Source organism: Amycolatopsis plumensis (assembly GCF_042652605.1).
In the GTDB taxonomy this organism is placed as follows: Bacteria; Actinomycetota; Actinomycetes; order Mycobacteriales; family Pseudonocardiaceae; genus Amycolatopsis; species Amycolatopsis plumensis.
Window position 1 is genome coordinate 3,419,460 of the sequence record NZ_JBHSJY010000001.1, and the last position, 20,101, is coordinate 3,439,560.

General features: G+C 70.4%; 28 protein-coding genes. 5 read left to right on the forward strand and 23 right to left on the reverse strand.

The genetic code is table 11. From position 1 onward, the window contains the following. Window positions 1-4 precede the first annotated feature (4 nt). The 7 genes from ACFPLC_RS16405 to ACFPLC_RS16435 all read right to left on the reverse strand — a co-directional run bounded on the left by ACFPLC_RS16405 (window position 5) and on the right by ACFPLC_RS16435 (window position 5,902). Window positions 5-889 carry a phage tail family protein gene (locus ACFPLC_RS16405; RefSeq protein ID WP_378197712.1) on the reverse strand — a complete coding sequence of 295 codons (885 nt, stop codon included), beginning with the start codon at window positions 887-889 and terminating at the stop codon, window positions 5-7. Next, window positions 889-3,285: a phage tail protein gene (locus ACFPLC_RS16410; protein WP_378197710.1), complete on the reverse strand. Its 2,397-nt coding sequence runs from the start codon at window positions 3,283-3,285 to the stop codon at window positions 889-891. Before ACFPLC_RS16410 ends, ACFPLC_RS16405 begins: the two co-directional genes overlap by 1 nt. A gap of 183 nt (window positions 3,286-3,468) precedes the next feature. After that, window positions 3,469-4,014, reverse strand: coding sequence for a DUF7426 family protein (locus ACFPLC_RS16415; RefSeq protein WP_378197709.1), 546 nt, complete (start codon window positions 4,012-4,014; stop codon window positions 3,469-3,471). After that, window positions 4,014-4,538 carry a phage tail tube protein gene (locus ACFPLC_RS16420; RefSeq protein WP_378197707.1) on the reverse strand — a complete coding sequence of 175 codons (525 nt, stop codon included), beginning with the start codon at window positions 4,536-4,538 and terminating at the stop codon, window positions 4,014-4,016. The genes ACFPLC_RS16415 and ACFPLC_RS16420 overlap by 1 nt, the downstream gene beginning before the upstream one ends. A 14-nt stretch (window positions 4,539-4,552) precedes the next feature. Next, a complete protein-coding gene (locus ACFPLC_RS16425) occupies window positions 4,553-5,107 on the reverse strand; it encodes a hypothetical protein (RefSeq protein ID WP_378197705.1) in 555 nt (184 codons plus the stop codon). A 25-nt stretch (window positions 5,108-5,132) separates the two neighbouring features. Further along, window positions 5,133-5,561, reverse strand: a complete 429-nt coding sequence (locus ACFPLC_RS16430; RefSeq protein ID WP_378197703.1) for a minor capsid protein — start codon at window positions 5,559-5,561, stop codon at window positions 5,133-5,135. After that, on the reverse strand, window positions 5,558-5,902 hold the full coding sequence (locus ACFPLC_RS16435) for a hypothetical protein (RefSeq protein WP_378197701.1): 345 nt from the start codon (window positions 5,900-5,902) through the stop codon (window positions 5,558-5,560). Before ACFPLC_RS16435 ends, ACFPLC_RS16430 begins: the two co-directional genes overlap by 4 nt. A 55-nt stretch (window positions 5,903-5,957) precedes the next feature. Here ACFPLC_RS16435 and ACFPLC_RS16440 point away from each other — a divergent pair, with 55 nt between their 5' ends. After that, window positions 5,958-6,263, forward strand: coding sequence for a hypothetical protein (locus ACFPLC_RS16440; RefSeq protein WP_378235848.1), 306 nt, complete (start codon window positions 5,958-5,960; stop codon window positions 6,261-6,263). On the opposite strand, the gene ACFPLC_RS16445 is transcribed toward ACFPLC_RS16440, so the two are convergent. The 5 genes from ACFPLC_RS16445 to ACFPLC_RS16465 all read right to left on the reverse strand — a co-directional run bounded on the left by ACFPLC_RS16445 (window position 6,256) and on the right by ACFPLC_RS16465 (window position 9,033). Beyond that, window positions 6,256-6,585, reverse strand: coding sequence for a hypothetical protein (locus ACFPLC_RS16445; RefSeq protein ID WP_378197698.1), 330 nt, complete (start codon window positions 6,583-6,585; stop codon window positions 6,256-6,258). The two genes, ACFPLC_RS16440 and ACFPLC_RS16445, sit on opposite strands and share 8 nt — an antisense overlap. Beyond that, entirely contained in the window at window positions 6,576-7,001 is a 426-nt protein-coding gene (locus tag ACFPLC_RS16450; RefSeq protein WP_378197696.1) for a head-tail connector protein, read from the reverse strand. Before ACFPLC_RS16450 ends, ACFPLC_RS16445 begins: the two co-directional genes overlap by 10 nt. Window positions 7,002-7,070: 69 nt before the next feature. Next, the gene (locus tag ACFPLC_RS16455; RefSeq protein WP_378197694.1) at window positions 7,071-7,352 is read right to left on the reverse strand and encodes a hypothetical protein; all 282 of its coding nucleotides are present in this window, start codon (window positions 7,350-7,352) and stop codon (window positions 7,071-7,073) included. Continuing rightward, window positions 7,352-8,356: a major capsid protein gene (locus ACFPLC_RS16460; RefSeq protein WP_378197692.1), complete on the reverse strand. Its 1,005-nt coding sequence runs from the start codon at window positions 8,354-8,356 to the stop codon at window positions 7,352-7,354. The genes ACFPLC_RS16455 and ACFPLC_RS16460 overlap by 1 nt, the downstream gene beginning before the upstream one ends. A gap of 17 nt (window positions 8,357-8,373) precedes the next feature. After that, window positions 8,374-9,033 carry a hypothetical protein gene (locus ACFPLC_RS16465; RefSeq protein WP_378197690.1) on the reverse strand — a complete coding sequence of 220 codons (660 nt, stop codon included), beginning with the start codon at window positions 9,031-9,033 and terminating at the stop codon, window positions 8,374-8,376. Between the two features lie 179 nt (window positions 9,034-9,212). On the opposite strand from ACFPLC_RS16465, the gene ACFPLC_RS16470 reads away from it, so the two are divergent. Together ACFPLC_RS16470 and ACFPLC_RS16475 are read left to right on the forward strand one after the other, a co-directional pair. Then, window positions 9,213-9,389 carry a hypothetical protein gene (locus tag ACFPLC_RS16470; RefSeq protein WP_378235849.1) on the forward strand — a complete coding sequence of 59 codons (177 nt, stop codon included), beginning with the start codon at window positions 9,213-9,215 and terminating at the stop codon, window positions 9,387-9,389. Further along, the gene (locus ACFPLC_RS16475) at window positions 9,386-9,694 is read left to right on the forward strand and encodes a hypothetical protein (protein WP_364016464.1); all 309 of its coding nucleotides are present in this window, start codon (window positions 9,386-9,388) and stop codon (window positions 9,692-9,694) included. The genes ACFPLC_RS16470 and ACFPLC_RS16475 overlap by 4 nt, the downstream gene beginning before the upstream one ends. On the opposite strand, the gene ACFPLC_RS16480 is transcribed toward ACFPLC_RS16475, so the two are convergent. From ACFPLC_RS16480 to ACFPLC_RS16490, 3 genes are read right to left on the reverse strand one after another with little or no spacing between them, the layout of a single operon-like run. After that, window positions 9,691-9,951, reverse strand: coding sequence for a hypothetical protein (locus ACFPLC_RS16480; RefSeq protein WP_378197686.1), 261 nt, complete (start codon window positions 9,949-9,951; stop codon window positions 9,691-9,693). The two genes, ACFPLC_RS16475 and ACFPLC_RS16480, sit on opposite strands and share 4 nt — an antisense overlap. Next, complete coding sequence (locus tag ACFPLC_RS16485; protein ID WP_378197684.1) at window positions 9,939-12,008, reverse strand: phage minor capsid protein; 2,070 nt, start codon at window positions 12,006-12,008, stop codon at window positions 9,939-9,941. The genes ACFPLC_RS16480 and ACFPLC_RS16485 overlap by 13 nt, the downstream gene beginning before the upstream one ends. Continuing rightward, entirely contained in the window at window positions 11,980-13,572 is a 1,593-nt protein-coding gene (locus ACFPLC_RS16490; RefSeq protein WP_378197682.1) for a phage portal protein, read from the reverse strand. Before ACFPLC_RS16490 ends, ACFPLC_RS16485 begins: the two co-directional genes overlap by 29 nt. Window positions 13,573-13,605: 33 nt before the next feature. On the opposite strand from ACFPLC_RS16490, the gene ACFPLC_RS16495 reads away from it, so the two are divergent. Continuing rightward, window positions 13,606-13,884, forward strand: coding sequence for a hypothetical protein (locus ACFPLC_RS16495; RefSeq protein ID WP_378197680.1), 279 nt, complete (start codon window positions 13,606-13,608; stop codon window positions 13,882-13,884). Here the strand turns inward: ACFPLC_RS16495 and ACFPLC_RS16500 are convergent. The 3 genes from ACFPLC_RS16500 to ACFPLC_RS16510 all read right to left on the reverse strand — a co-directional run bounded on the left by ACFPLC_RS16500 (window position 13,844) and on the right by ACFPLC_RS16510 (window position 16,275). Further along, window positions 13,844-15,106: a PBSX family phage terminase large subunit gene (locus ACFPLC_RS16500; protein WP_378235850.1), complete on the reverse strand. Its 1,263-nt coding sequence runs from the start codon at window positions 15,104-15,106 to the stop codon at window positions 13,844-13,846. The two genes, ACFPLC_RS16495 and ACFPLC_RS16500, sit on opposite strands and share 41 nt — an antisense overlap. After that, entirely contained in the window at window positions 15,099-15,593 is a 495-nt protein-coding gene (locus ACFPLC_RS16505) for a helix-turn-helix domain-containing protein (protein WP_378197677.1), read from the reverse strand. The genes ACFPLC_RS16500 and ACFPLC_RS16505 overlap by 8 nt, the downstream gene beginning before the upstream one ends. Before the next feature lie 109 nt (window positions 15,594-15,702). Next, complete coding sequence (locus ACFPLC_RS16510) at window positions 15,703-16,275, reverse strand: hypothetical protein (protein ID WP_378197675.1); 573 nt, start codon at window positions 16,273-16,275, stop codon at window positions 15,703-15,705. 63 nt (window positions 16,276-16,338) lie between these two features. On the opposite strand from ACFPLC_RS16510, the gene ACFPLC_RS16515 reads away from it, so the two are divergent. Next, on the forward strand, window positions 16,339-16,536 hold the full coding sequence (locus ACFPLC_RS16515) for a hypothetical protein (RefSeq protein WP_378235851.1): 198 nt from the start codon (window positions 16,339-16,341) through the stop codon (window positions 16,534-16,536). Window positions 16,537-17,434: 898 nt separating this feature from the next. Here ACFPLC_RS16515 and ACFPLC_RS16520 read toward each other — a convergent pair. The 5 genes from ACFPLC_RS16520 to ACFPLC_RS16540 are packed head-to-tail and all read right to left on the reverse strand — an operon-like array spanning window position 17,435 to window position 20,036. After that, a complete protein-coding gene (locus ACFPLC_RS16520; protein ID WP_378197673.1) occupies window positions 17,435-17,959 on the reverse strand; it encodes a WhiB family transcriptional regulator in 525 nt (174 codons plus the stop codon). Further along, the gene (locus tag ACFPLC_RS16525) at window positions 17,956-18,288 is read right to left on the reverse strand and encodes a hypothetical protein (protein WP_378235852.1); all 333 of its coding nucleotides are present in this window, start codon (window positions 18,286-18,288) and stop codon (window positions 17,956-17,958) included. The genes ACFPLC_RS16520 and ACFPLC_RS16525 overlap by 4 nt, the downstream gene beginning before the upstream one ends. A gap of 16 nt (window positions 18,289-18,304) precedes the next feature. Further along, the gene (locus tag ACFPLC_RS16530; RefSeq protein WP_378197669.1) at window positions 18,305-18,820 is read right to left on the reverse strand and encodes a zinc finger domain-containing protein; all 516 of its coding nucleotides are present in this window, start codon (window positions 18,818-18,820) and stop codon (window positions 18,305-18,307) included. Further along, window positions 18,817-19,797, reverse strand: a complete 981-nt coding sequence (locus ACFPLC_RS16535) for a hypothetical protein (protein ID WP_378197667.1) — start codon at window positions 19,795-19,797, stop codon at window positions 18,817-18,819. The genes ACFPLC_RS16530 and ACFPLC_RS16535 overlap by 4 nt, the downstream gene beginning before the upstream one ends. Next, window positions 19,794-20,036, reverse strand: a complete 243-nt coding sequence (locus ACFPLC_RS16540) for a hypothetical protein (RefSeq protein ID WP_378197665.1) — start codon at window positions 20,034-20,036, stop codon at window positions 19,794-19,796. Before ACFPLC_RS16540 ends, ACFPLC_RS16535 begins: the two co-directional genes overlap by 4 nt. Window positions 20,037-20,101 lie beyond the last annotated feature (65 nt).

Genomic DNA, 20,101 nt, shown 5'->3' on the forward strand with positions numbered 1-20,101 from the left:
CGTCTCACATGGCGGTGTTGTGCACGGTCACCGACAGGCGCGAGTCGGAACTCGGTGCAGCGGAATCGAAAACGGCCTGTATCTCTCGGCCGGGCGGGAAGCTGAACCACCCGCGGGTGAACAGGCGATCGGACGCCGAGACGTTGCTGCCGACGAACAACACGGTTCGGGCGAGCGTGTCGACCTCGACGATTTGGCCGGCCGGGATGATCCAGTCGGGATCGAACTCGAGCGCCTGCCCGGTGTCGCGGCGGGTGATCGAGGGGCCGCGGACCGGGCCGGCGATACGCCAGACCGGCCACGCCTCGGCTGTGCCGGTGTTCGCCCACGTAATGGCTCCGCCGCGGGCCGAGGCACCGAACCGCATCGGAAACCGCAGTGGGAAGCCGAGCCCACCGGCGTCGACTGCGCCGAGCGTCGTCGAGCCCCTGTAGCCGGGTAGCTCGAGCAACCGCGGATCGGTCGCCACCCACTGCACAGCACCCGCGACGTAGCCGGTGTCGTAGGCGAGGCCGGTAGGAATCAGGCGGCGGGTGCATCGGGCGAGCGCCTGCCAGGTCCGGCCGGCGAGCCGGATCACGAGTGGTTCCTCGTCGGGGTTCTCCGTCGGCGTGGTGGCTGCGCGCAACCGCTCGAGGGCGGCCGCGTACTGGTCGCGCGTGGCACGCCGCGCCGAGATCACGTACGAGTACGTGATCGTGCGCGACTGGGCGAGCAACTGCCCAGGGAACGCGCCGTGTTGTCCGGGCCGGTCGATATCGCCGCCGCGCATCTGCGGCAGGTCGAGCCAGCCCTCGAGGGCGCGCCACCCGTACGCCGTGCCGGCGCCGAGCAGGGTGCCGCGCCACTCGAGTTGTCCGTCGCGGGTGATCAGGTCCCCAGCAGTCACTACCCACCCCCGCGGCTCAACCAGTCCAGCTCGCCGGCGATGTCGGCCGGTGACTGCGCCGGCGTCGCGTGGAACTGGTCAATGTGGACGGTCGCTCGGTTTCCGCTCGCCGCGTAGGTGCCGGTCGCCGGGCCGGCGCCGCGGCCGGGCGCGCCGGCGAACGCGAGTTGTGGCGTGGTCAAGCCGGCTGCCATCGTGTCGGACACGCGGGTGGCGAGATCCGACGCCGAGCGCAGCGCGACGCCGGCCGCCTTGTCGATGCCGCCGGCCAAGCCGGGCGGGATCCACCGACCGATGCCGGCGAACACGGTCGACGGCGAGTTGATCCCGAGAATGTCTTTCGCCCATCCGGGCAGCAAGCCGCCGAAGAACCCGAGCACCTTGCCTTTGAGCCAGCTCGCCGCATTCTGAATCCCGTTCCACAAACCGGTGAGCAAGTCGCGTCCGGCGTTCAGTAGCAGCGATCCGAAATTGCCGAGTCCGTCGAGCACGCGGCCCGGCAAGCCGCGTAGCCAGTCGACCAGCTCGGCCGCCTTCCCTATCGCGGCCCTCGCCAGATCTCCGAACCAGGCGGCCACCTTGCCCGGCAGGGAGCCGAGCCACGCGACCGCGTCAAGGACCCAGTTCACAGCCGTGCGGACGCCGGCCACGATGGTGTCCCAGTGCTTGATGATCAGACCGGGGAGTGACCAGTTCAAGAACAGGTTGACGATGAAGTCGACCGCTCCCGAAATGAAATTTCCGATCCAATCGAGCGCGGCGCCAATTGCGTTCTTGATCGTGTCCCAATTTGAAATGATCAGCACGGCGAGAAGCGCGACGGCCGTTGCGATCAGAACAAACGGGTTGGTCATCATCGCGACGCGCAAGGCGTTGAAGATCGTTGTCGCGCTGCGGAAGGCGGTCGAAAGGCCGCCGACCAGTGTCGTGAGCGGTCCGGCGGCCGCGGCGACGGTGCCGAACCCGATCGCCAGCGGGCCGAGCCACGTCATGTTGTCGGACAGGAAGCCGGCCAGCATCGCCAGCAGCGGGCCGGCGACCTGGAGCGCCGCGGCGAGCACGGTGCCAATCTGGCCGGCCAAGGTGGCGAGTCCGGGAGCGAGCGCGACGACGGTCGGCTCGAGGGACTCGACGGCCGAGGCCAGTCCGCCGGCCAAGCTCTGCGCGACCGCGGCGACCACGGGCGCCAGCGCGGCGAGCACGCTGCCCAGCGGGGCGACCGCGGGTGCCAGGGAAGCGAGCGCGTCGCCGAGCTGCGGGCCGAGAAGCGCGATTGCCGGGCCGACGTCGGACGCGAGAACGCGACCGATCTCGGCGAGCACCGGGGCCAGTCCGCGGCCGGCGGCGGCGATGCCGCCGAAGATCTGCTGTAGCAGCGTGGCGCCTTGCGCAGAGTTCAGGAAGTCCCGCACGGCGCCGGTGGCCTGCAACAACACGTCGAGCGTCGACGTACCGTTCGCCGACATCGCCGAGAAGACGGCCGAGATGATGCCGCCGACGTTGCCGGCGAGCTGGCCGAGCTGCTGTAACGCGTTGAGCCCGTTGCGCATCCACGCTTCGAGCTGCCCAGACTCGCGCGCCGCGGAGATGAACGCGGCGAACCGCTCGGCCGCCGAGCCCGCGCCGGTAGTGAGGTCGGCGAACACCGTCGACCCGACCGTCGCGACGTCGCGGAACACCTGCGCGAGCGGCTGCGTGACCTCGGCCAGGTTCGACACCGCGGTCGAGGAGTTGTCGAAGATCGTCGCGACGTCGCGCCCGGTCCGCGCTTCCCGCAGGAACGCGGCCAGTCCGGCGGCGCCGACGCCGAAGCTCGAGGCGACGTCGGTCATGCCGCGCTTGAGGATCGGCAGGTACTGCGCGCCGAGCTGGCGCACAACCGAGCCCATCTCGGAGAACAGCTCTTGCTGTACGGAGCGTTTGACCGCGTCCCACGCCGGCGCCAGTGCGCGGACGGCGTTCGCCGTGTCGCGTGCCGCGGGGGCGAGTTTCGCGGTGGCCTCGGCGAACTTGGCGGGGTCGTCAATCGCCTTCAAGGCGTCGCCGAAGCCGGACAACCCGACCTTGAGCGAGGCCAGTGCGGCACCACCAGCAACCGCCGCACCAGGCAGGATCAGCAGCGCACCTGACGCGGTGACGATGCCGCCGCCGAGCGCACCGAGCGCACCACCGGCAAGGTTCGCGGCGCCTGCGAGTGCGCCGACCTTGAGCCCACTCGCGCCCGCGGAGAGCGCCATGTCGCGCGCGGACTTGCCCGCGCGCACGAGCGCGTTGTCGTAGACGTCGGTGTCCCGGGCCGCGGCAGCGAACCGGGCGCGGGCCTGCGCGAGCTTGCCGGCGACGCCCTTGTCGTCGATCCGGAGGTAACCGACAAGCTCGCCGATGGTGAGCGCCACGGGACCACCCCCGCCCGCTGCTCAGTCAGGGGCGGGGACGGTCAGCCTCCGGGTACAGCGCGCGACGGAGCCGGCTCGCGTCGGTGGAGAACAGGCCGGCGATGCGGATGCGCAGCCAGCGCCACGAGCGGGCGCGCAGCAGGCCGGGCGCCTCGAGGTCGAGCCCGTAGACCTCGTGCAGGTCTAGCTCGACGAGCGACCAGCGCGCGAAGATGTCCGACCAGCGCGGGCCGTCGCCGGCGCCGCCTTCCGCGTCCGGGTCGTACCACTCCCGGATTCCCGTTGCGGGGTCGATCGGGCCGCCGCGCGACGGCTCGCCCGATTCCCCGCCGAGGCTTCCGGGCGGCCGCCGGCGTTCCAGTACGCCTCGGCGGCCTCCGGGCTCTGCGTGTGGTGCAGGAACGCCGTCATGCCGGCCACCTTGAACCGCGGCCAGGCGACACCGTCGGCGACCATCTCGTCGTAGGCCGCGCCGAGCGACTTGCGGTACATGTCGATTTCCTGCGCATCGGACAGCAGCTCGCCGCCCGGTTCGGGCACCGACAGCTCGCCGGCGTCGGGGTTGTCCTCGTGCGCCTTGACGGCGGCCGCTACGCCGAACATCCAGTCGTGAAGCCGCTGCAACCGCAGACCGGTCTCGGCGTCGACCGGCGGTACGGCGTAGACCTTGCCGCCGATGGGCAGCTCGAGCCCGCCGTCGAGCAGCTCGTCGAGATCCCGATACGCCATCACTTACCCCCGCTCGTCGTCGCGGCCGCCGCGGCGCCCCCGGCCGGCGGCGCGGTCACCGGGTTGGCGATCTCGAGCGGCTCGCCCTGGCCCAGCAACGTGAAGTTGAACGGCTCGAGGTCGGTAGTCTCGCCGCCCTTGGTGAACTCGGACACCTGCGCGTAGCCCTCGGACGCGTCCGGCGAGCCGTCTCGGCGGTACCACCGCACATGCACGTCGGCTGAGAACCCGACCTTGCGTGCGGCTTTGCGGATGAACTCCTGGCCGGGGTCGGGGGTGTAGGTGCTCGCGCTGGTGTCCCGCTTGCGCTTGCCCTCCGCCTCGATCTTCCATTTCCGCTGAGTGATGACGTCGGCGCCCCATCCGGGCGCGTCGTTGGTCGAGTCGTCCTCGGTGTTGTCGTCGGTGCTCTCCGAGAAGTTCGACAGCCCGCGAACGGGCGTCCACTGCGGCGCGGTGGCGCCGCTTGCCGCGGTGTCGACCTCAAGTGCCCAGTCGCTGGCGAGCATAGAACGCAGAGCCATTTTACCTCTGATTGTCAGGATGCGGCCCCAATTTCAGCCTGCATCGTCGTTAATACTTTCTTGTACGCTGCTGAAAGATCGCTAGTAGCTTCGTTGATTTTGGAAGTCCAGGGTTCGCCGGGATTGATTCGAGCGAGCCTTTGTACCCACACACGAGAAGCCAAATGGTATTCTTCGATGGAATTGTTTACAACTGGTGAGGCGATTAGGCGGGCGCGCGTTTGAAGTAATGCAAATTCCCGCTGTACCCGTTTGAGGTCTTCGGCGGTCGGCGTGGAACCGTCGTCCAAGGTGTCGTTACGCCAGAGGCGCGACATCAAGGTTGATAGTTCCTCAAGCTTGGCGAGAACCGACTCGTAGAGCTCGAGCTTTCTCTCGGACCAGTGGAGGTTGAAATCGTGTCTTGCCTTCTTCTGTTCGCGTTCAGTTTCGCGCGAGTGTCGCAGCTCTTCGCGCTTCGTTTCGCGTTCCCATCGCTTGCTCTCACGCCACGCTGACGTCAGGTTTCCTGCTACGGCGCCGACTATCGCGGCAGATCCCGTTACGACTGGTGCCCACTCAAATGCCATGCGGGAACGCTACCGACACGGTGGCTCACTCTCTAAATCGTGTGGGGTGGTGTGTCCGTATTCGGTAGGTGTCGGTGTGCACGTAGCGGCCGTTCTGGTCGGTGCCGCTGGGGTTCGAGGTCTCGCGGGCGACCAGGTGGACGCCCAGCCCGAGCTGCTGCTCGCCGGCGCCGGCGAGCGCGTCGAATGCGCCGTCGACGAGGTCGAACAGGTCGCGCGGGTCCTGGCCAGCGGAGCGGAAGCGGATGCGCAGGCCGTACTCGGCGTCGGCGTCGGTGTCGTGGGTAAGCGGGTAGAGCAGCAGGGCGACCGCGCGCGGCGGGTCCGCCGGCAGACCGCCGAACACGATGCCGGTCTCGCTGGCCGTGTAGCCGGCGTCGGGCCGGTAGGCCCCGACGCCGGCTGCGGCCAGGTGGCGGGCGATGAGGTCGCCCAGCTCGGCGACGAACCTCATGAGCGGGTCGCCTTCCGGATCTGTGCGGCGATGATCTGCCGGGCGACGTCGATCTCGTCGTCGAGCGCGGTCTCGAGGTACTTCGCCTGGCCGTCTTCGTGGTGCCAGGTCTCCTCTTCGTGCTGGGGCACGGCGTACTCGGTGTCGAACGAGACGGCGCCGGTGAGCCCGTCGGTGGTCGCCGTGCCGGTGTTGCGGAGCGCGCCGGTGTCCTTCGGGGCGCGGTTCACCGCGACACCGCGGACGTGCTCGGCGGCGAGCTTGACGCCCTTCTCGGCGCCGCGGGTGAAGTCCTCGAGGACGTGATCGCCCTTCCAGTGAAACTCGGTCTTGAGCCGCACGGGTGAACCTCCTTGCCGTTGTCGCCGGTCAGGGCCGGTGCAATAATCCGAACTTGTGTTCGATGATGGTCGGGGTGTGGCGCCGGGTTCGCGGTACTTCCGCGGGCTGCGCCCGCACCGGCCCGTGTGGGTTGACCTGGGCAAGGTCTATCGACTCGGTCCGCCCCGGGCGGTGATCCCGGACGGTCTCGATCTACAGGCGACCGTGCCCGGCGAGCTGGCGATGTGGCACGCGACGACCACCGGTCATTGGGTGGGCTGGGTGCGGTTCAAGATCCATGACGGCCACGGCGGCGCGCCTGCCGGGCAGTGGGTGCCGGGCGACGCGATCGAGCCGCGGCGTGAGGGCACAACTAGGTGAGGGTGACCTCGAGGTGCGCTGGCGCGCTGGGGTGGTCGAAGGTGCTCGAGGTGATCACGGTCGCCGTGCGCTCGGCCGGCGTCCCGGGCCACACGGTGACCTCCGACCCGGCCGGTATCGCCGCGCCGGGTTGGGTGATCACGGTCGTTTCGCTGATGGTCTCGGCACCATCGGTCGCGCGGACCCGGCGCCGGCGGTCCTCGACGTAGGCGCGGCGGACGGTGAACGGCCGGCCGAAGATCGGGCCGTACGCGCCGTTGCCGGCGTAAGGCTTGACGGTGACGGTGTGCGGGAGCAGGAACGCGGGCATGGTCAGCGCCACCGGGCGACCTCCTGCTCGACCAGGCCGTCGCCGAGCAAGCCGGCCGTGGTGAGTATCTGCATGGCCTCGGGTGACAGCCGCGCGACCTGCGCGCCGGCGGGCGTGCCGGCGGCTGCGGTGGTTGCCCGGGTGAGGTTTACGGACCCGATGCCGGCGGAGGCGAACCGGGCGGCCGCGCCGGAGTCGTCGCCGGTGTCCTCCCACCATTCGACGGTCGCGCACGTGGCGTCGCGCACCGCGGCGCGCACGTCCGGGTCAGTCGGGTAGCCGGCCGAGTCGGTCAGGTAGACCGCGGTGACGAGCAGCCAGTCGACGAGCTGCGACGCGCGGGCGAGCTGCCGGGTGATGCCCTCGGGCGGGGTGGTGACGTCCAGCCAATTCGCGTAGTCCTCGGCGGTCGCGTACACGCGCGCCACGGTGACTCCCCTCCCCTCGGTGGAGGCCACGGCCGGCGCCCGGTCGGGGCAGGGCGCCGGCCGCGGTGGCTACTTCGCGGGCGTCCGGCGGCCGGTGCGCTTGGTCCCGTCGGGCTCGGCCGCCGGGGTGTCGACCGGTGCCTCGCCGGCGGATGCGGCATCGCTCGTCGGGGCGTCGACTGGTGGCTCGGCGGGCTCGACGTCGTCGACGGGCGTCACGGTGTAGCCCTGGCGCTGGAAGTAGGCGACCGCGTTCTCGTCGTCGGTCTCGCCGCGACCGGCGGCGAACCGGACGCCGGCGACGGTGCCCGTGTAGTCGGCGACTGGGGTTTCGATGGTGTGTCGTGGCATCACTGCACCTTGATGTTGCGGAAGACGGCGGCGGACTTCGTGGCCTTGAGCGCGACGGCGACCGGGCCGAGCTCCACCTCGCCCTTCTTGACGGCGCCGGCGACGGTGAAGTCGGGCAGCCAGCTCTCGACGAGCTGCGTGCCGACGGTCGCGACGCCGTGGAAGCCGTCGAGCCCCACCCGGTAGGCGTAGAGGTCGGTGAGCCCGGTCGCTGCGGTGCCGCCGACGGTCCGGCCGAGAATCGGCACGATGGGGTTGTTCGTGCCGGCCTTGGCGCCGGCGTCGACGAGCAGCACCCCGCCGTAGGTCTCGCGGACCACCGGCCGGCCGTTGACGCCGATCAGTCCCTCGACCGGGTCGCGGGTGTACATGCTGGCGCGGCGCGCCGCCGCCCGGACCCGGGCCAGCGACTTCGCGTTGCCGATCACGACCGACGGCGCACCGTCGAGCAGCGAGAGAAACTCGTCGATGGCGTCGAGCGCCTTGTGCTCGGCCCGCGCGTTGGTGTCGAAGTCGGTCCAGTCGGTGACCTGGCCGGCGCGAAACTCCGTGGTGGAGCCCACGAGCGCCTTGTCGAGCCCGTCGAATCCGTTGGTGTCGACGGCGGTGTCGCCGTTGATCACCGCGTCCTGAAACCGGGTGTTCGCGGCCTTGATCTTCTGCGACATGTTCAGCGACACCGCGGCGGATGCGGCCGGGCCGACCTTGGCGATAACCCGGTCGACCTCGAACGCGCCGCCGAGCACGGCCAGGTTGACCGAGAACGGTGCGGTGGTGACGTTCTGCGGCGCGTACTCGGAGTTGAGCGGGCGGAAATCCGCGGTCGGCTGGGTGATCAGTCGGCGGTACCCGTAGGTCAGGGTCGCGCCGCCCCCGGAGGGGTTGACGACGTCGTCGAAGATCAGCGAATCGAGAATCGCCGACTCCTTGCGGAACTCGTCGATCACGGCCGGGTCGTAGTCGGTCTGTGCGTTGTTCTTGGCCTCGGCCAAGGTTACGGGCATGGAACTCTCCTAGGGGCTTAGCTGCCGTAGTGGCGGGAAATGGCGTCCGTGAGCGACTTCGCGGCGGGCTTCTCGCCGGACCCGCCGGCGTGCTGGCCGCTGCTGCGCGGCGGCGCCTGGCCGGCGGCGCGCAACTTCGGGTTGTCGGTCACGGCCTTGGTGATCGCTGCGCCGACTTTCTCGGCGAAGCCGGCCGCGGTGGGGTCGAGCTGTTCGACCGCGGAGAGGAACGCGCGGGAGTCGACCAGGGCGGCCGGGTCGGCACCGAGCGGGCCGGCGGCTTTGAACACGGCCAGCTCGACGGCGGCGGCGCGGGAACGCTGCTGCTCGGCGGTGACCTGCTCGGCGAGCTTGGCCGGGTCCGCCTTGTCGTCGTCGCCGGCGACCAGGCCGAGGGCCTTGCCGATGTCCTGCGCGAGCTGCTGCCGCGCCTCGTCGGCCGCCTTCGTCTTCGCGTTCGTGCGGTCCGCGGCGTTTTCCGTGCGCAGGTCGCGCACCATCTTCGCCAGCGTCGCGGGGTCCAGCGCGGCGAGTTCGTCCGCAGCCGCGCCCTGATCGGCCGGCGCCGGCGCGCTCGGCTGACCGGCCTCCGGCGGCTGCTCACCGGTGACGGCCGGCGCGCCGGTTGTGCCGGACGGCTCGCCAGCGGGGCCGGCCGGGGTGATGGGTGCAGACACGGGTGCCTCCTGGGCGGTCGTGGGATTGGTGCTCGGCGCCTGGCCGAGAAGAAACTTTGTCTCGATTATTGACAAGGTTTGCGGCTAGCTTTAACCTTGTCTCAATTCAAGACAAGGTTTTGAGGGGTGAAGAGATGGACGCGCTTTTCGAGGTCAAGCCGCTGCTTGAGGCAGAGGCCATGCGCAAGCACATCGCCGACCAGATCCCTGGTCAGGTCGACATCTGGGAAGCGTGCGCCGAGGTCGCTGCCGAACGCGCGGCCGCAGAACCGGCACCGTTCGCGTGGCCGGAACCTGTCGGCCCTCTGACGCTTTACGTCCGCGACGAGCTGTTCGGCGGGGCGGTGCTCTCGTGAGCACCGCTCGCTATCTCGGCGTAAGCGGGCTGGCCGAGCGTCTCGGCGTCACCCGGCACGCGGTCGACAAGTGGCTCAAGCGCTACCCCGCCGACTCGGCGCACCCGTTCCCCGCGCCAGACGTCGAAATCGACGGCGGCACCCCCGGCTGGCTGCCGGCGCGCTTGCCGGAGATCGAACAATGGCGAGCCGGAATGCCAGGGCGCGGCGCGGGTGGCGGCCGGCCGCCTGCGCCGAAGGTTGACCCGGAAATGAAGGACTGGGAACGCGAGCTGCTTGACGGCGGACCGTCCGAATCGGCCTAGTTGGCGTCTCCGGCCGAACGCTCGCGCGCGTACGCGGCTTGTCCGTCGTGGTAGCCCTGGCGCCACACACGCGCGAGCGCGAGCGGTCCGCGCTCGACGTTCGCACGGTGGGCACGCTCGGCCGGCGTTCGCGGGCCGAGCCACTCGGGCACGTGGGCCGGCGTGTACGGGTTCGGCGTCGGTGGCGCGAGCCCGTAGCCGGCTGCGTAGCCCTGTTCGCGGGCGGCGCGGACCTGCTCGGCGGTTATTGCAGCCACGACTCACCCCCGGTGCGGAACCGTTCGCCGTTGCCGCCGCCGAGCTGCTCGGCGACGAATTGGTCGAACGTGACCCTACCGTTTTCGTCCCACCACTGCTTTAGCTCGTCGGATGCCCAGCGGCGGGCGTAGTTTTCGTTCTGCCGCCACAGGTTCCGCGGGTCAAGTCCGGAACGCTGGCCTTCCGCGGTGAGTAGGACGCCGTTGGTTGCGGCCTCGGCCGCGAAGTAGTCGCGTTCGAGCCGGTCGGCGTAGGCGGCGCGGGCGAGTTCGTCGAATCCGCGGCCGCGGTAGCCCTCACGTCGTAGTCGGGCGATGGCGTCCTCGCGGCGCATCTTCTCGACGTCCTTGTCGAACACCTCGGCGTACGCCTGTTCGTAGTCGAGTCCGGTCTCGACGAGCCGGTCGACCTCGGCCCACTTCTCGGCGTCCGGGTCGTCGGCGACCGCGTCGGCATACTGCTGGTCGGCTTCGCGCCGGTCCAGCTCGGCGAGCACCGCGGCGACGGCGTCCTCGTCGTCGCCAACGTCGGTGAGCCGGTCGGCGAGCTGCTCGTCGGACAGCTCCCGCAGGTCGACCGGCGCGGGCGGCGGCGCGGCACGGCGTTCGATCTCGTCGCGTACCGCTTGGTGCGTTTGGCTGACCTGATCGGGCTTGCCGAGCAACTCGGCGCGCTCGGCGAACACCCTGTCGGCGACGGTGAGTTCGTCGTCGCTCAGCTCGGCCGGCGTGCGCTGCTGTGCGGCGAGCGCGTCGGCGACGGCGTTGTCGGCCGCGGCCTTCTCCGCGGCGAGACGCTCGGCCTCGCGCCGGCGGGCCTGCTCGGCGGCGATGGCGTCGAGCCGGTTCTGCTCGGTGTTGCCCTCGGCGACCTGGTCGGCGAGCTGGTCGCGTCGGCGCTCGGCGGCCCGGAGGTCGCCGTGTCCGAGGTTGACTTGCTCGCGGTAGCGCTTGCGGTTGAGTCCGGTCCGCTTCACGTGCTTGCGGATCTCGGCTTGCGTCTCGCGCACCCGGCGCTCGGCGGCCTGGCGCTCGTCGTCGGTGAGCGCAGCCGCGGCCTTGCGCTTGTTCCGGCGCACCTTGCGCTCGAGCGCGCGCAGGTCTTCGCGGTCCTGCTCGGCCTTGGCGTCGTGCTCGCGGATCTCGTCGAGCTTGGTCACCCCGGGCAGGTAGGGCACGAACTGATGCCGGCAGTTCGGGTGCATGAGCCCCTCGAGCCGCGCCTGCTCGACCGTAGCGGCAACGTCGACCGTGACCGTCTCGTCGGTGATGGTGTGCTCGACCTGGCGCTCGCCGGCCGGGCCGGACAGCGCCAACACCCGCCCTTCCCACCGGGTACAGAGCCGGCAGGCATGGCGCGAGCGGGTGATCGTGACCAGCTCGACGCCGGCCTCGGTCATGCGGGCGAGGTGCCCGTCGTTCCACGCCCGCCCGGTCGCGGTGCGCACCGCCATCTCGACGTAGCTCGCGAGGTTCCAGTCGCGGCCGGCACGGTCAACGAACCCGGTCACGCCTTGGGCGGCGAGCCGGTCCCACGCGGCGCGCTGCGCCGAGTGGATCGTGCCAGTACCGAGCAACTGATCGGGCGCCGCGGCGGCGACCGCCGTTTGATAGGCGTCCTGCTGCCAGCGCAAGACGCGCAGCGGCAGCGCCTCGAGTCGGCTGGTGAGGTCGGCGGCGAGGATGGCGGCCGCCTGCATCCCGGGCACTACGCCGGCGAGCTGCTCGAGCTGCTCGGACGACAGCGCGCCGAGGTCGGCGAGCTGCGCGAGCCCTTGCTCGGCGCCGGCCTGCCACGCGGCGAACACGGAATCGGCGGCCGCCTGGCCTGCCTGCCCGGTGACTTGCGTAGCGATCCGCTCGGCGGCGAGCCGAAGCTCACGCGCCGCGGCGGCCTTCTGCGCGGCCCACTCGGGCACGTTCTGACCGGTGCGGACCCGGCGAGCGATGTCGCCGAGCAACCGCGCCTCGGCCTGGGTGTACAGGGCGAGGATGTCCGCGGCGAGCTGCTCGACGACGTCGGCCGGATCAACTCCGGGCGGGGGCTCCCACGGCATCGGCGGCCCCCTCGTCGTCGCCGGTGGCCGGCGGGTCGGGGAACTGGTCGAGGCCGCGGAATGTCGCCGGATCGGGCACGGTCCGGCCGGACTCGGCGAGGATGGCGGCGACCTCGTCGTCGACTTGGTCGTCGTCCCAATCGGGGTGAACCATCCGCACCCGCACGTCGGTCGAGGCGGCCTCGGCCGCGCTGAGCGCCTGCACCGTGCGGGCGAGCGCTTCGGGGTCCGGTTGCGTCCGGTCGGGAAACTCGACCTTCGGCACGTCCGGCACCGTCGCTGTACCGCCGAACGCGTACCGGTCGACCTCGACCAACGCGGCGGAGATGTGCGCGAGCCCCGACCCCCAGTAGCGCGCCTTCTTGTCGCGGGTGCGGTTCGACAGCTTCTCGCGGGCGGTGACCTCGGTCGCGGTGATCGAGGCGTCGCCGTCGTCATCGCCGAGCGTGGCCAACGAGTAGCCGGCGGCGCGGAGCGCGGTCCGGGTGATGTCCTCGGCGGTCTCGCGGTGCTCGGCTACCCGGATCGCGAATTGGTGCGCGGAGACGGTGAGGGTGTCCGAGCCGCCGCGCGACAGCGCGTTCAACTCGGTGTAGACCTCGCGGTCTTCGTCGAAGCTAGCGCCGCGGCCGGCACCGTTGTACTGCAAGTACCCCGTGGGGACCAGTAGCCGGGCCTTGGCGATCCGGACGTCACGCATCCAACTCGTGTACGTCTCGTCGAGCGCGTCGAAGAGACCTTCGACCCCGTCGAAGTCCGACCGGCCCAGCGGAGCGAGTTGCGGAGTGCCGCGCCACACCCGGTTAGGGCGAACGTTGGGCACGTACGCGGCTGCGAGCCGGTCGGTGCCGGTGGCGATGCTGCCCTCGGCGTCGACCAGCGTCGCCGCCCACTCGGTCGCCGGGTCCTCGGTGAGCGGCACGGCTCGACCGAGTTCGGTATCGGTTCCGACGTGCAGCGCGTGCACGATCCGGCCCGGTTCGTAGCGCTCGAGGTGGCGCCACACGGCCGGCCCGTCGACGCGTACCCGCGTGTAGAAGGTGACCGCGGCCAGCTCACCCCACCGCCATTCGGGCACCGCGGCGTCGGCATGGACGGCGTCGAGCATGGCGTGCTCGGCCACGTCGGCATCCCAGACCACCCGCAGGTAGGCACCGCCGAGAGCCGAGGCGATCTCGGCCGCCTCGAGCAACCGCGAGTGCATCGCCGGCGAGTTGAGCACGAGGTCGAGCCGCGCCTGCGCCGCGGTGTCGTCGACGACGATGCGGGGCGGTTCGGAGAACAGGAGATCGGCCGACGCGGTCGCGATGTCCGCGGCGAGCGGCACATGCAACCGCTGTCGGGTCTGGCCTACTGGGACCGGACGGCCCCAGAAGAACCGGGCGAGCCCGCCGACCAGGCCGCCGCGGTAGGTCGAGGGCCGAAGCCGGGGTGTAACAGCGCGCCGGCGTTCACCGGTGTAGATCTCGACGAGCCGCTCGGGATCGCCGGTGTACCAGGCATCCCACTCGCGCATCCGCGCGTGCGCGTCGTCGAACGGCGGGGGAGGCCAGGAAGACGGCATGACGCACCCCCTTTCACCAGCACAGGGAGAAACGTGGGATTCATCAAGGACGCCAAGGCGGCTCAAGCCGGCGCCGATGCACAGAAGGCGTACGCGGCTGGTCACTACATCTTCGCGGCGCGGCTGAACTGGCCGGCGACGCACCACGCCATGTCCGGCGAGGTCGCCGACTGGTCCCAGCAAATCGAGGCCATCGAGCGCGCCGGGTGGGCGCTGGCCGAGTGGGCAGTCGGACAAGACAAACAGGGCCGACCGGAGGCGTACCCGCTGTTCAGGCGGCGGCGAGAGCAGGCCGCCAGAGCGCCTCAGTAGTCGTCACGGCATAGCGGCCGCCGTCGAGCGAGTGATCAGCGATCTTGATCGGCTTATCCTCGCCGGCGGCGGTCGCCTTGTCGTCCCACGAGTAGCCGGGTACCTCGGCGATGAAGCCGCGGCACCGGTCGGCGACGCGCAACCGGTCCTCGGCGAGCAGGCTCGACACGGTCCGGATGCCGTAGGCGACGTCGTTGTCGGCGGCTTGGGTGAGCACGCCGTCGGACTGGAGTTGCACCCGGAAGCTCGCCGCGGCGGGGTCGACGACGACGAACTCGGGCCGGCCCTGCTGGCGCGGGTGGTGGTCGACTTCGAGCCACTCCCGCAGGCCGGCGGCGAGCTGGGAGTCGGTGAGCCGGGTCCGCGCGTGCGCCGGGTCGTGGCGCCACTCGTCGACCAGGTAGAGCCGGTCGTCGGCGCCCAGGCCGAGCAGCAGCGCCGCGGTTGCGTTCGTGGTGCCGTAGTCGACGCCGGCGGCGAGCAGGCGCCGCAGGTCGGGCAGCTCGGCCCACGGCACGACGTGCCGGTCTGGGTCCCACATGTCAAACACGGCACCCTCGGCGGCGACCCACTCGCCGAGGATGAATCGACGGAACCACAAGCCGGTGTACTCGCGGCGGATGCTCGCGCGGTACTCGGCAGACAACGAAGGGTTGTCGTCGAGGGTGAACGCGAACGAACGCCAGTCGGGCAGCTCGGCGAGCCGGTCGAGGTAGTCGTGTTTCAGCCAGTGCGCCGGGTTGTCCGGGTTGGTGGTGCCGAACAGTTGCGCGCCCGGAACCGACATCCGCCCTAGTAGCTGCTTGAAGAACTCGCGGGCAACGACGGTGACCTCGTCGACGTACGCGCCGGCGCAGGTCAACCCGCGCAAGACCTTCTCGGCCTTGCTGTCCGAGGCGCCGAGCACGAACACCTGCCGGCCGAGAATCCACCCGGACGGCGCGCCGGCGGTGTAGCGGACGTGGTCGGCGACCGCACCGAAGAGGGTCGGGTCTTGCAGCGGCGCGAAGACGTTGCGCGCGACCGAGTCGCGAGTGCGGCCGACGACCACGAGTTGCCCGCCGCGGGGCGCGTGCGCGACGTAGATCAACCAGCGCAACAGGCTCGCGATGGTCTTGCCCGACCGGATAGCACCCGACCAGATGTTCACACGCGCACGCGACTCGCGCATCGACTCGACCTGTGCCGGCGAGAGCGGCAGGTCGAGCGCGGGCTCACCCACTCGCCGGCCCGGTCGCGATGCCGAGCGCGACGGCGAGCCCGCCGAGCATCGACCGCGCGCCCTCGGCACCGGTGTCGGCGTCGACCTGCTCGAGCTTGGCCGCGGCAGCAAGATGCGTCGACATCGCCGAAGCGAGCGCCTTCTCGTCCGGTGCTGGCACGTGGTCGAGCACCTTGGACTCGATGCCGTTGATCGTGGTCGCGGTGAACGTGTACCGGTCGGCCTCGAGCCGGCCGAGGATGCGCTCGGCTCGGCCGTAGAGCCGGCCGACGATCTCGGTACGGCGTGCCCGGTTGTCGACCTGGCGCGCGTGCGTCGCGGCGGCAGTGGCCGAGCGGTCGAAGGACAGGCCGAGCGCGCGGGCGATGCCGGTCACCGTGGACGGCGAGCGGTTGATTGCCCGGGCGATGTCGTTGCGGGTCTTGCCCTCGGCGTGCAGCTCGCGCACGTGTTCCCGGTCGGCGTCGGTGATCAGATTGCGCGGCAAGGTGGTCACCTCGCCCCCGGGCAGCAGACAGCCCCGGACCGAGGGGGGAGGTAGTCCGGGGCTGTCAGATCGTGGTGCGGGTACAGCTCACCCGCTGCTAATCGCCAGTTTAAGCACAACCGACCGGATCGCGGGTTACACGCACCCGGACGGGGGTCACGAGCGCAAGGTCGATGACGTCGCCGACGCGGTACCGCGGCCGACCGTGCTCGTCGGGCTCGCGCTTGTTGAGCTTGCCGGCGCGCGCCCACGTGCGCAGCGTGTTCGCCGACAGTTCGCGGCCGAGCAGCTTCGGCAACGCGCGGGCGATCTCCGCCGCGGTCGCCTCGACGTCCCGGGCGGCGTCGAGCAGCTTTTCGCGCCGAGCCTCGACGTCGTGCCGCATACCGCAGTCCCGGCACGCCACGACGGCCCGGTCGGGGCGTACATAGAGATCGGCCGAGCAGTCCGGGCACGGCCCGCAGTACACGCGCGCTGGCGGGAGGTCGACAGCCCGGCGAACCTGCTCGACGGCATCGCCGATCTCGTCGACCAGCTCGCCGCCCGCCGGGTGGTACTCGACCCACGACGGGTGTCGGCGCAGCCACGCGGCCATCTCGGGCACGGTGTCATCGAGGTCGAGCGGTTCCAGCTCGGCGACCGTGAGCGGCGAGCCGTCCGGCGCGGTCTCCCCGGTGGGCACCGGCGGCGTAGGCCGTGCGTCTCCCACAAGTCCCGCACCCACGTCGAGAGCACGTTGTGCACGATGTCGCGGACTTCGGCGGCGCCGACGTTGAACGGCAGTCCGGTCTCGGCCGGCCGCGAGCCGACCCGCGGCGGCCCGGTGTTGGCGAGTCGGGCGACAGTGTCCTCGAGTTCGTCGACCAGCTCGGCGACGTCGACCAGGTCGGCCCGAAGTCCGCCGAGGCAAGAGGCACACACCGTTCCGGCGGCGGTTGCGTAACTACACATGGGGACGGCGCACGTCGCGATCATGTTCTCGAGCGTCTTGCGTCGGTGTCACCGAGCCTGGCCGAGCCAGTGACCTACATCACACATAGGCGATTGCTTGGTACCGACCCTGTAACAGGAATCGGGATAAAACGGGCGCGGGCAAGGGCTCGGTGCAGGCGCGATGGCTTGAGCCTTGGTTCCGAGGTGGTACCAAGCGTGCGCTTAGGAATTGGCTAATGCTTGCGAAGGCGGCCGCGTAGCCGTTGAATAGAGGGGCGGCAGCTCATGATTCTTGCCGTTGCTCTCCGAGTGGCCCTTCATGTGAGGGTCGCTCCTACTCGGAACAGGAAGGAAAAACTCCAATGTTTCATGATCGATCGCACCCGCCGGATGGCGCGGGGACGGCCTTGGCGGACTGGTTTGACCGCTGTGCGGCAGGTCTGGATGTCGCGGTGACGCTGCTGGAGATGTGGGGAGTCAGCGGCCTAGTCCGCTGGGCTAGGCCGCTGACCTGGGCTTTCCGCCTGCTGGGTCGACTCCTGCGCGGTTAGGAAAGCGGTCACACGGGCGGCGGCTCGGCGGGTGTTGCACCACCCTGTCGGGTCGCCGCCTGTGTTTTGAGCGGCAATCTCGTTCCGCTCATCATCCAAACTACGTCGTAGAAACTAGTTTTGCAACAGTGGGAGTTATAGTTCTAATTCGGCAATTGGGCTGCTTGTGTGGAAACTCAGTAGTTAGATCCTTCGAAGTTAAAACCGGCAAAACTAGGTTCTCGTATCCAGTGCGTCATAGTTTTCGTTCGTCAGACGATGAGTTAAAACCTGCGAGTAAGCTTCCGGGTTTTCCGTCTCGTCATGTTGCTTGGGCTAGAAGCCTAAAACCGCAGGTCAGAGGGTTTTTGTTCGGTGTCATGCGGCAGTAGACGCGGTCTGCGCAGGGCGCGCGAGGTCGTGCTCGGCCTCCCGAAGCGGGGGGACGCCAGGCAGTGGTAGGAGGTACTGCCCGGCGCCGGCCCACGTCCGGCCGCACCTGACCGGCTCAGCGAGCACGTACGCGCGCGCCACCGCGCCGCGCCGGCGAGCCCGCAGACGGGCACGGCGCTCGCGTTCGTACTCGGTGTGCGCCGCGGTGCACGCCGAGCAGCGGCACCGGTGTTTCGCGTACCGGGCGTTCGTGCCGTGCGCCGGCCGAACCGTCGGCGTGGGGTGTCCGTCCTGCTCGGCGACCGCGGCCCGCTCGTCGGCGTCGAGCCCTCCCCAGATCCCCCACGCTTCCCCGGAGGTGAGCGCGTCGGCGAGGCACAGCTCGCGCACCGGGCACTCGGCGCACACGGCGCGGCACTGGTCGACCTGTTCGTCGGTCGGGTCGATGAAATCAAGGTCGAGGCGTCCGCGGCACGCTGCGCGCTCGCGCCACGACGGCCGGCGCGTCACTGCGGGGCCTTGTCGACCAGCAACGGCGCGGCGAGCACGGCCTCGGCGAGCCGACGTAGCCGGTAGGGCAGCAACCCCGTACCCGGTTGCCATGCGAGCCCCTCGAGCGCGATGCCGAGTCGGCGGCCGAGATCGCCCTCGACGACGGCCGGTGCGCGCTCGCCGGCCTGGCGCAGCAACGCGGCGAACTGGTCGAGCGCTGAAGAGTCGACCGACGCCGGTTCGAGGTGACTCGTACCGGAAGCGTCCGCCGAGCCGGCGTCGACGCGCGCGTGCGCGCGGAGGCGCCGGCGACCGGTCGCCGCGGTGGTCTCGTCGTGGTTGTTCATCGGTTCCCCCTGGTGGTCATCGTGTGGTCGCGAGCGCGTCGGCGAGCCGGGCGTCGTGCGCGGGCTGTTTGGTGAGTGGCTTGCCACCGGGGCCGGTGCACGGTGAGCCCGGTCGGGCTTTGCACCAGGTGCACGGCACGGCGAGGAAGGCGCGGCGGGCCTCGACTTCGGCCTCGGCGTACTCGGGATCGACTCCGCGGGTGATGGCGAGAGCCGCGGTGACCCGGGCGACACCGTCTCGGATGGCGCGCAGGTTCGGCGGGCGCTCGATGGCACGGGCTTGCAACTGCGCGTTGTGCACCCGCTCGGCGGCGTCGCGACGGATCGTTCGCCAGTACTCGACGATGTCGGCCGGCATCACGGTCTCGCCGTTGCGCCGGTAGTGCGCGCGCACGGCGGCGCCGGCGATGTCGGCCGGGACGTCGTCGAGGATGCCGGCCCACATCGTGAGCACGTCCGGATCGGGTTGCGGCACCTTTGGGTCGACCGCGGAGGCGGCGCCGAGCAGGGTCGCGACTTCGGCTCGGTTCATGCGCGCACCCCGTCGACGAACTGCTCGGCGTCGACGGGCGCGGGCTCGGCGGCAAGCGCGAGCCATCCGCGGACCTTTTCGCCTCGAGCACTGCTGCGCACGGGCGGACGCGCGGTCGGCTGGGCGGCCTTGACCGCGTCGTCGTACAGGTGCGGCAACAGACCAGGCCGAGCACCGGCTCGGCGGTTCCACTCGTCGAGTGCGGCACGCAGCGGGACCAGAGCGCCACCGTCGCGCAAAATGCCGTCGGCCTGCTTGGCGAGAGCCCGAATCGTCGCCGGCCGGTAGGCGGCGCCGGTCTGGTCACGCCATGCCGTGACCAGGCGATACGCGTCGGGACGTGACGCGGTGGCGGCGAGTTCGGCCGCGGTGGTCGTGCCTCGCGTACGTGCGCCCCGACGCGCAGGGCTACTACCCCCGTCAGGGGGTAGTAGTTCTCCCTCTCCCTCTACCTCTGGCATCGGGTTGCTACCCGCTTGTCTTGGCTCGTGCATGGCGTCGGCTATGGCACTTGCTATCGGTTCAGCTGCTGGCTTGCCGTCGGATTCGGTGTCGTCGACTTGGTCCTCGACGGCGTCGCGCTGCTTGGCCCATCGCTTGGCCGCGCCCTTGCTGCCGGCCTCGCGGCGAGCGTCGCGCAGGGCCTTCGCTTCGCCGGCGGATCGCTGGTGCTCGAGGTAGTCGTGCACGATGACGTGTCCGAGGCGCGGCTGCGGGCAGTCCGGGCAGTTGTGCCCGAGGCGGTGCCAGAGCCCGACCTCGACGAGCCGGTCGGCGAGCCGCTTGTGAACGCCGGCGAGCCGGACGACGGCGGCCGGCGGGATCTCCCCGTCGGTGAGGTGTTGGCCGGCGTAACAGAGCCCGGTCACGTACAACCAGCCGGCGGCCGGCTCGTCGATCTCGACGAGCTTCGGGTGCAACGGCAGGTCGACGGAGAGCCGGATGTACTCGCGCCGGTCCTGTGCGCGAGCGTTCATCGCGCCCCCGCTGCGGCTTCGTACTCCTCGGCGATCATGAAGTAATCCACGTCGAGCAGCGCGGCGACCTGGTCGAGGGTGTCGCCCCGTCGGTAAGCGATTCGGACGACCTCGAACACCTCGCGCTGGTGCAGTTCGTCGTACGTGCGTCGGCCGTTGAGCGCGGCCTCGACGGCGAGCGCGTCGAGCTTGCGCACGGGCGCGGCCGCGATTCGGCCGCTCGGAAATTCGATGATCATGGGTCCCCCTGGAGTGGTGCAGTGGCGGACGCGGGCGCGCTTCACCGCGCCCGCCACTGGTCGGT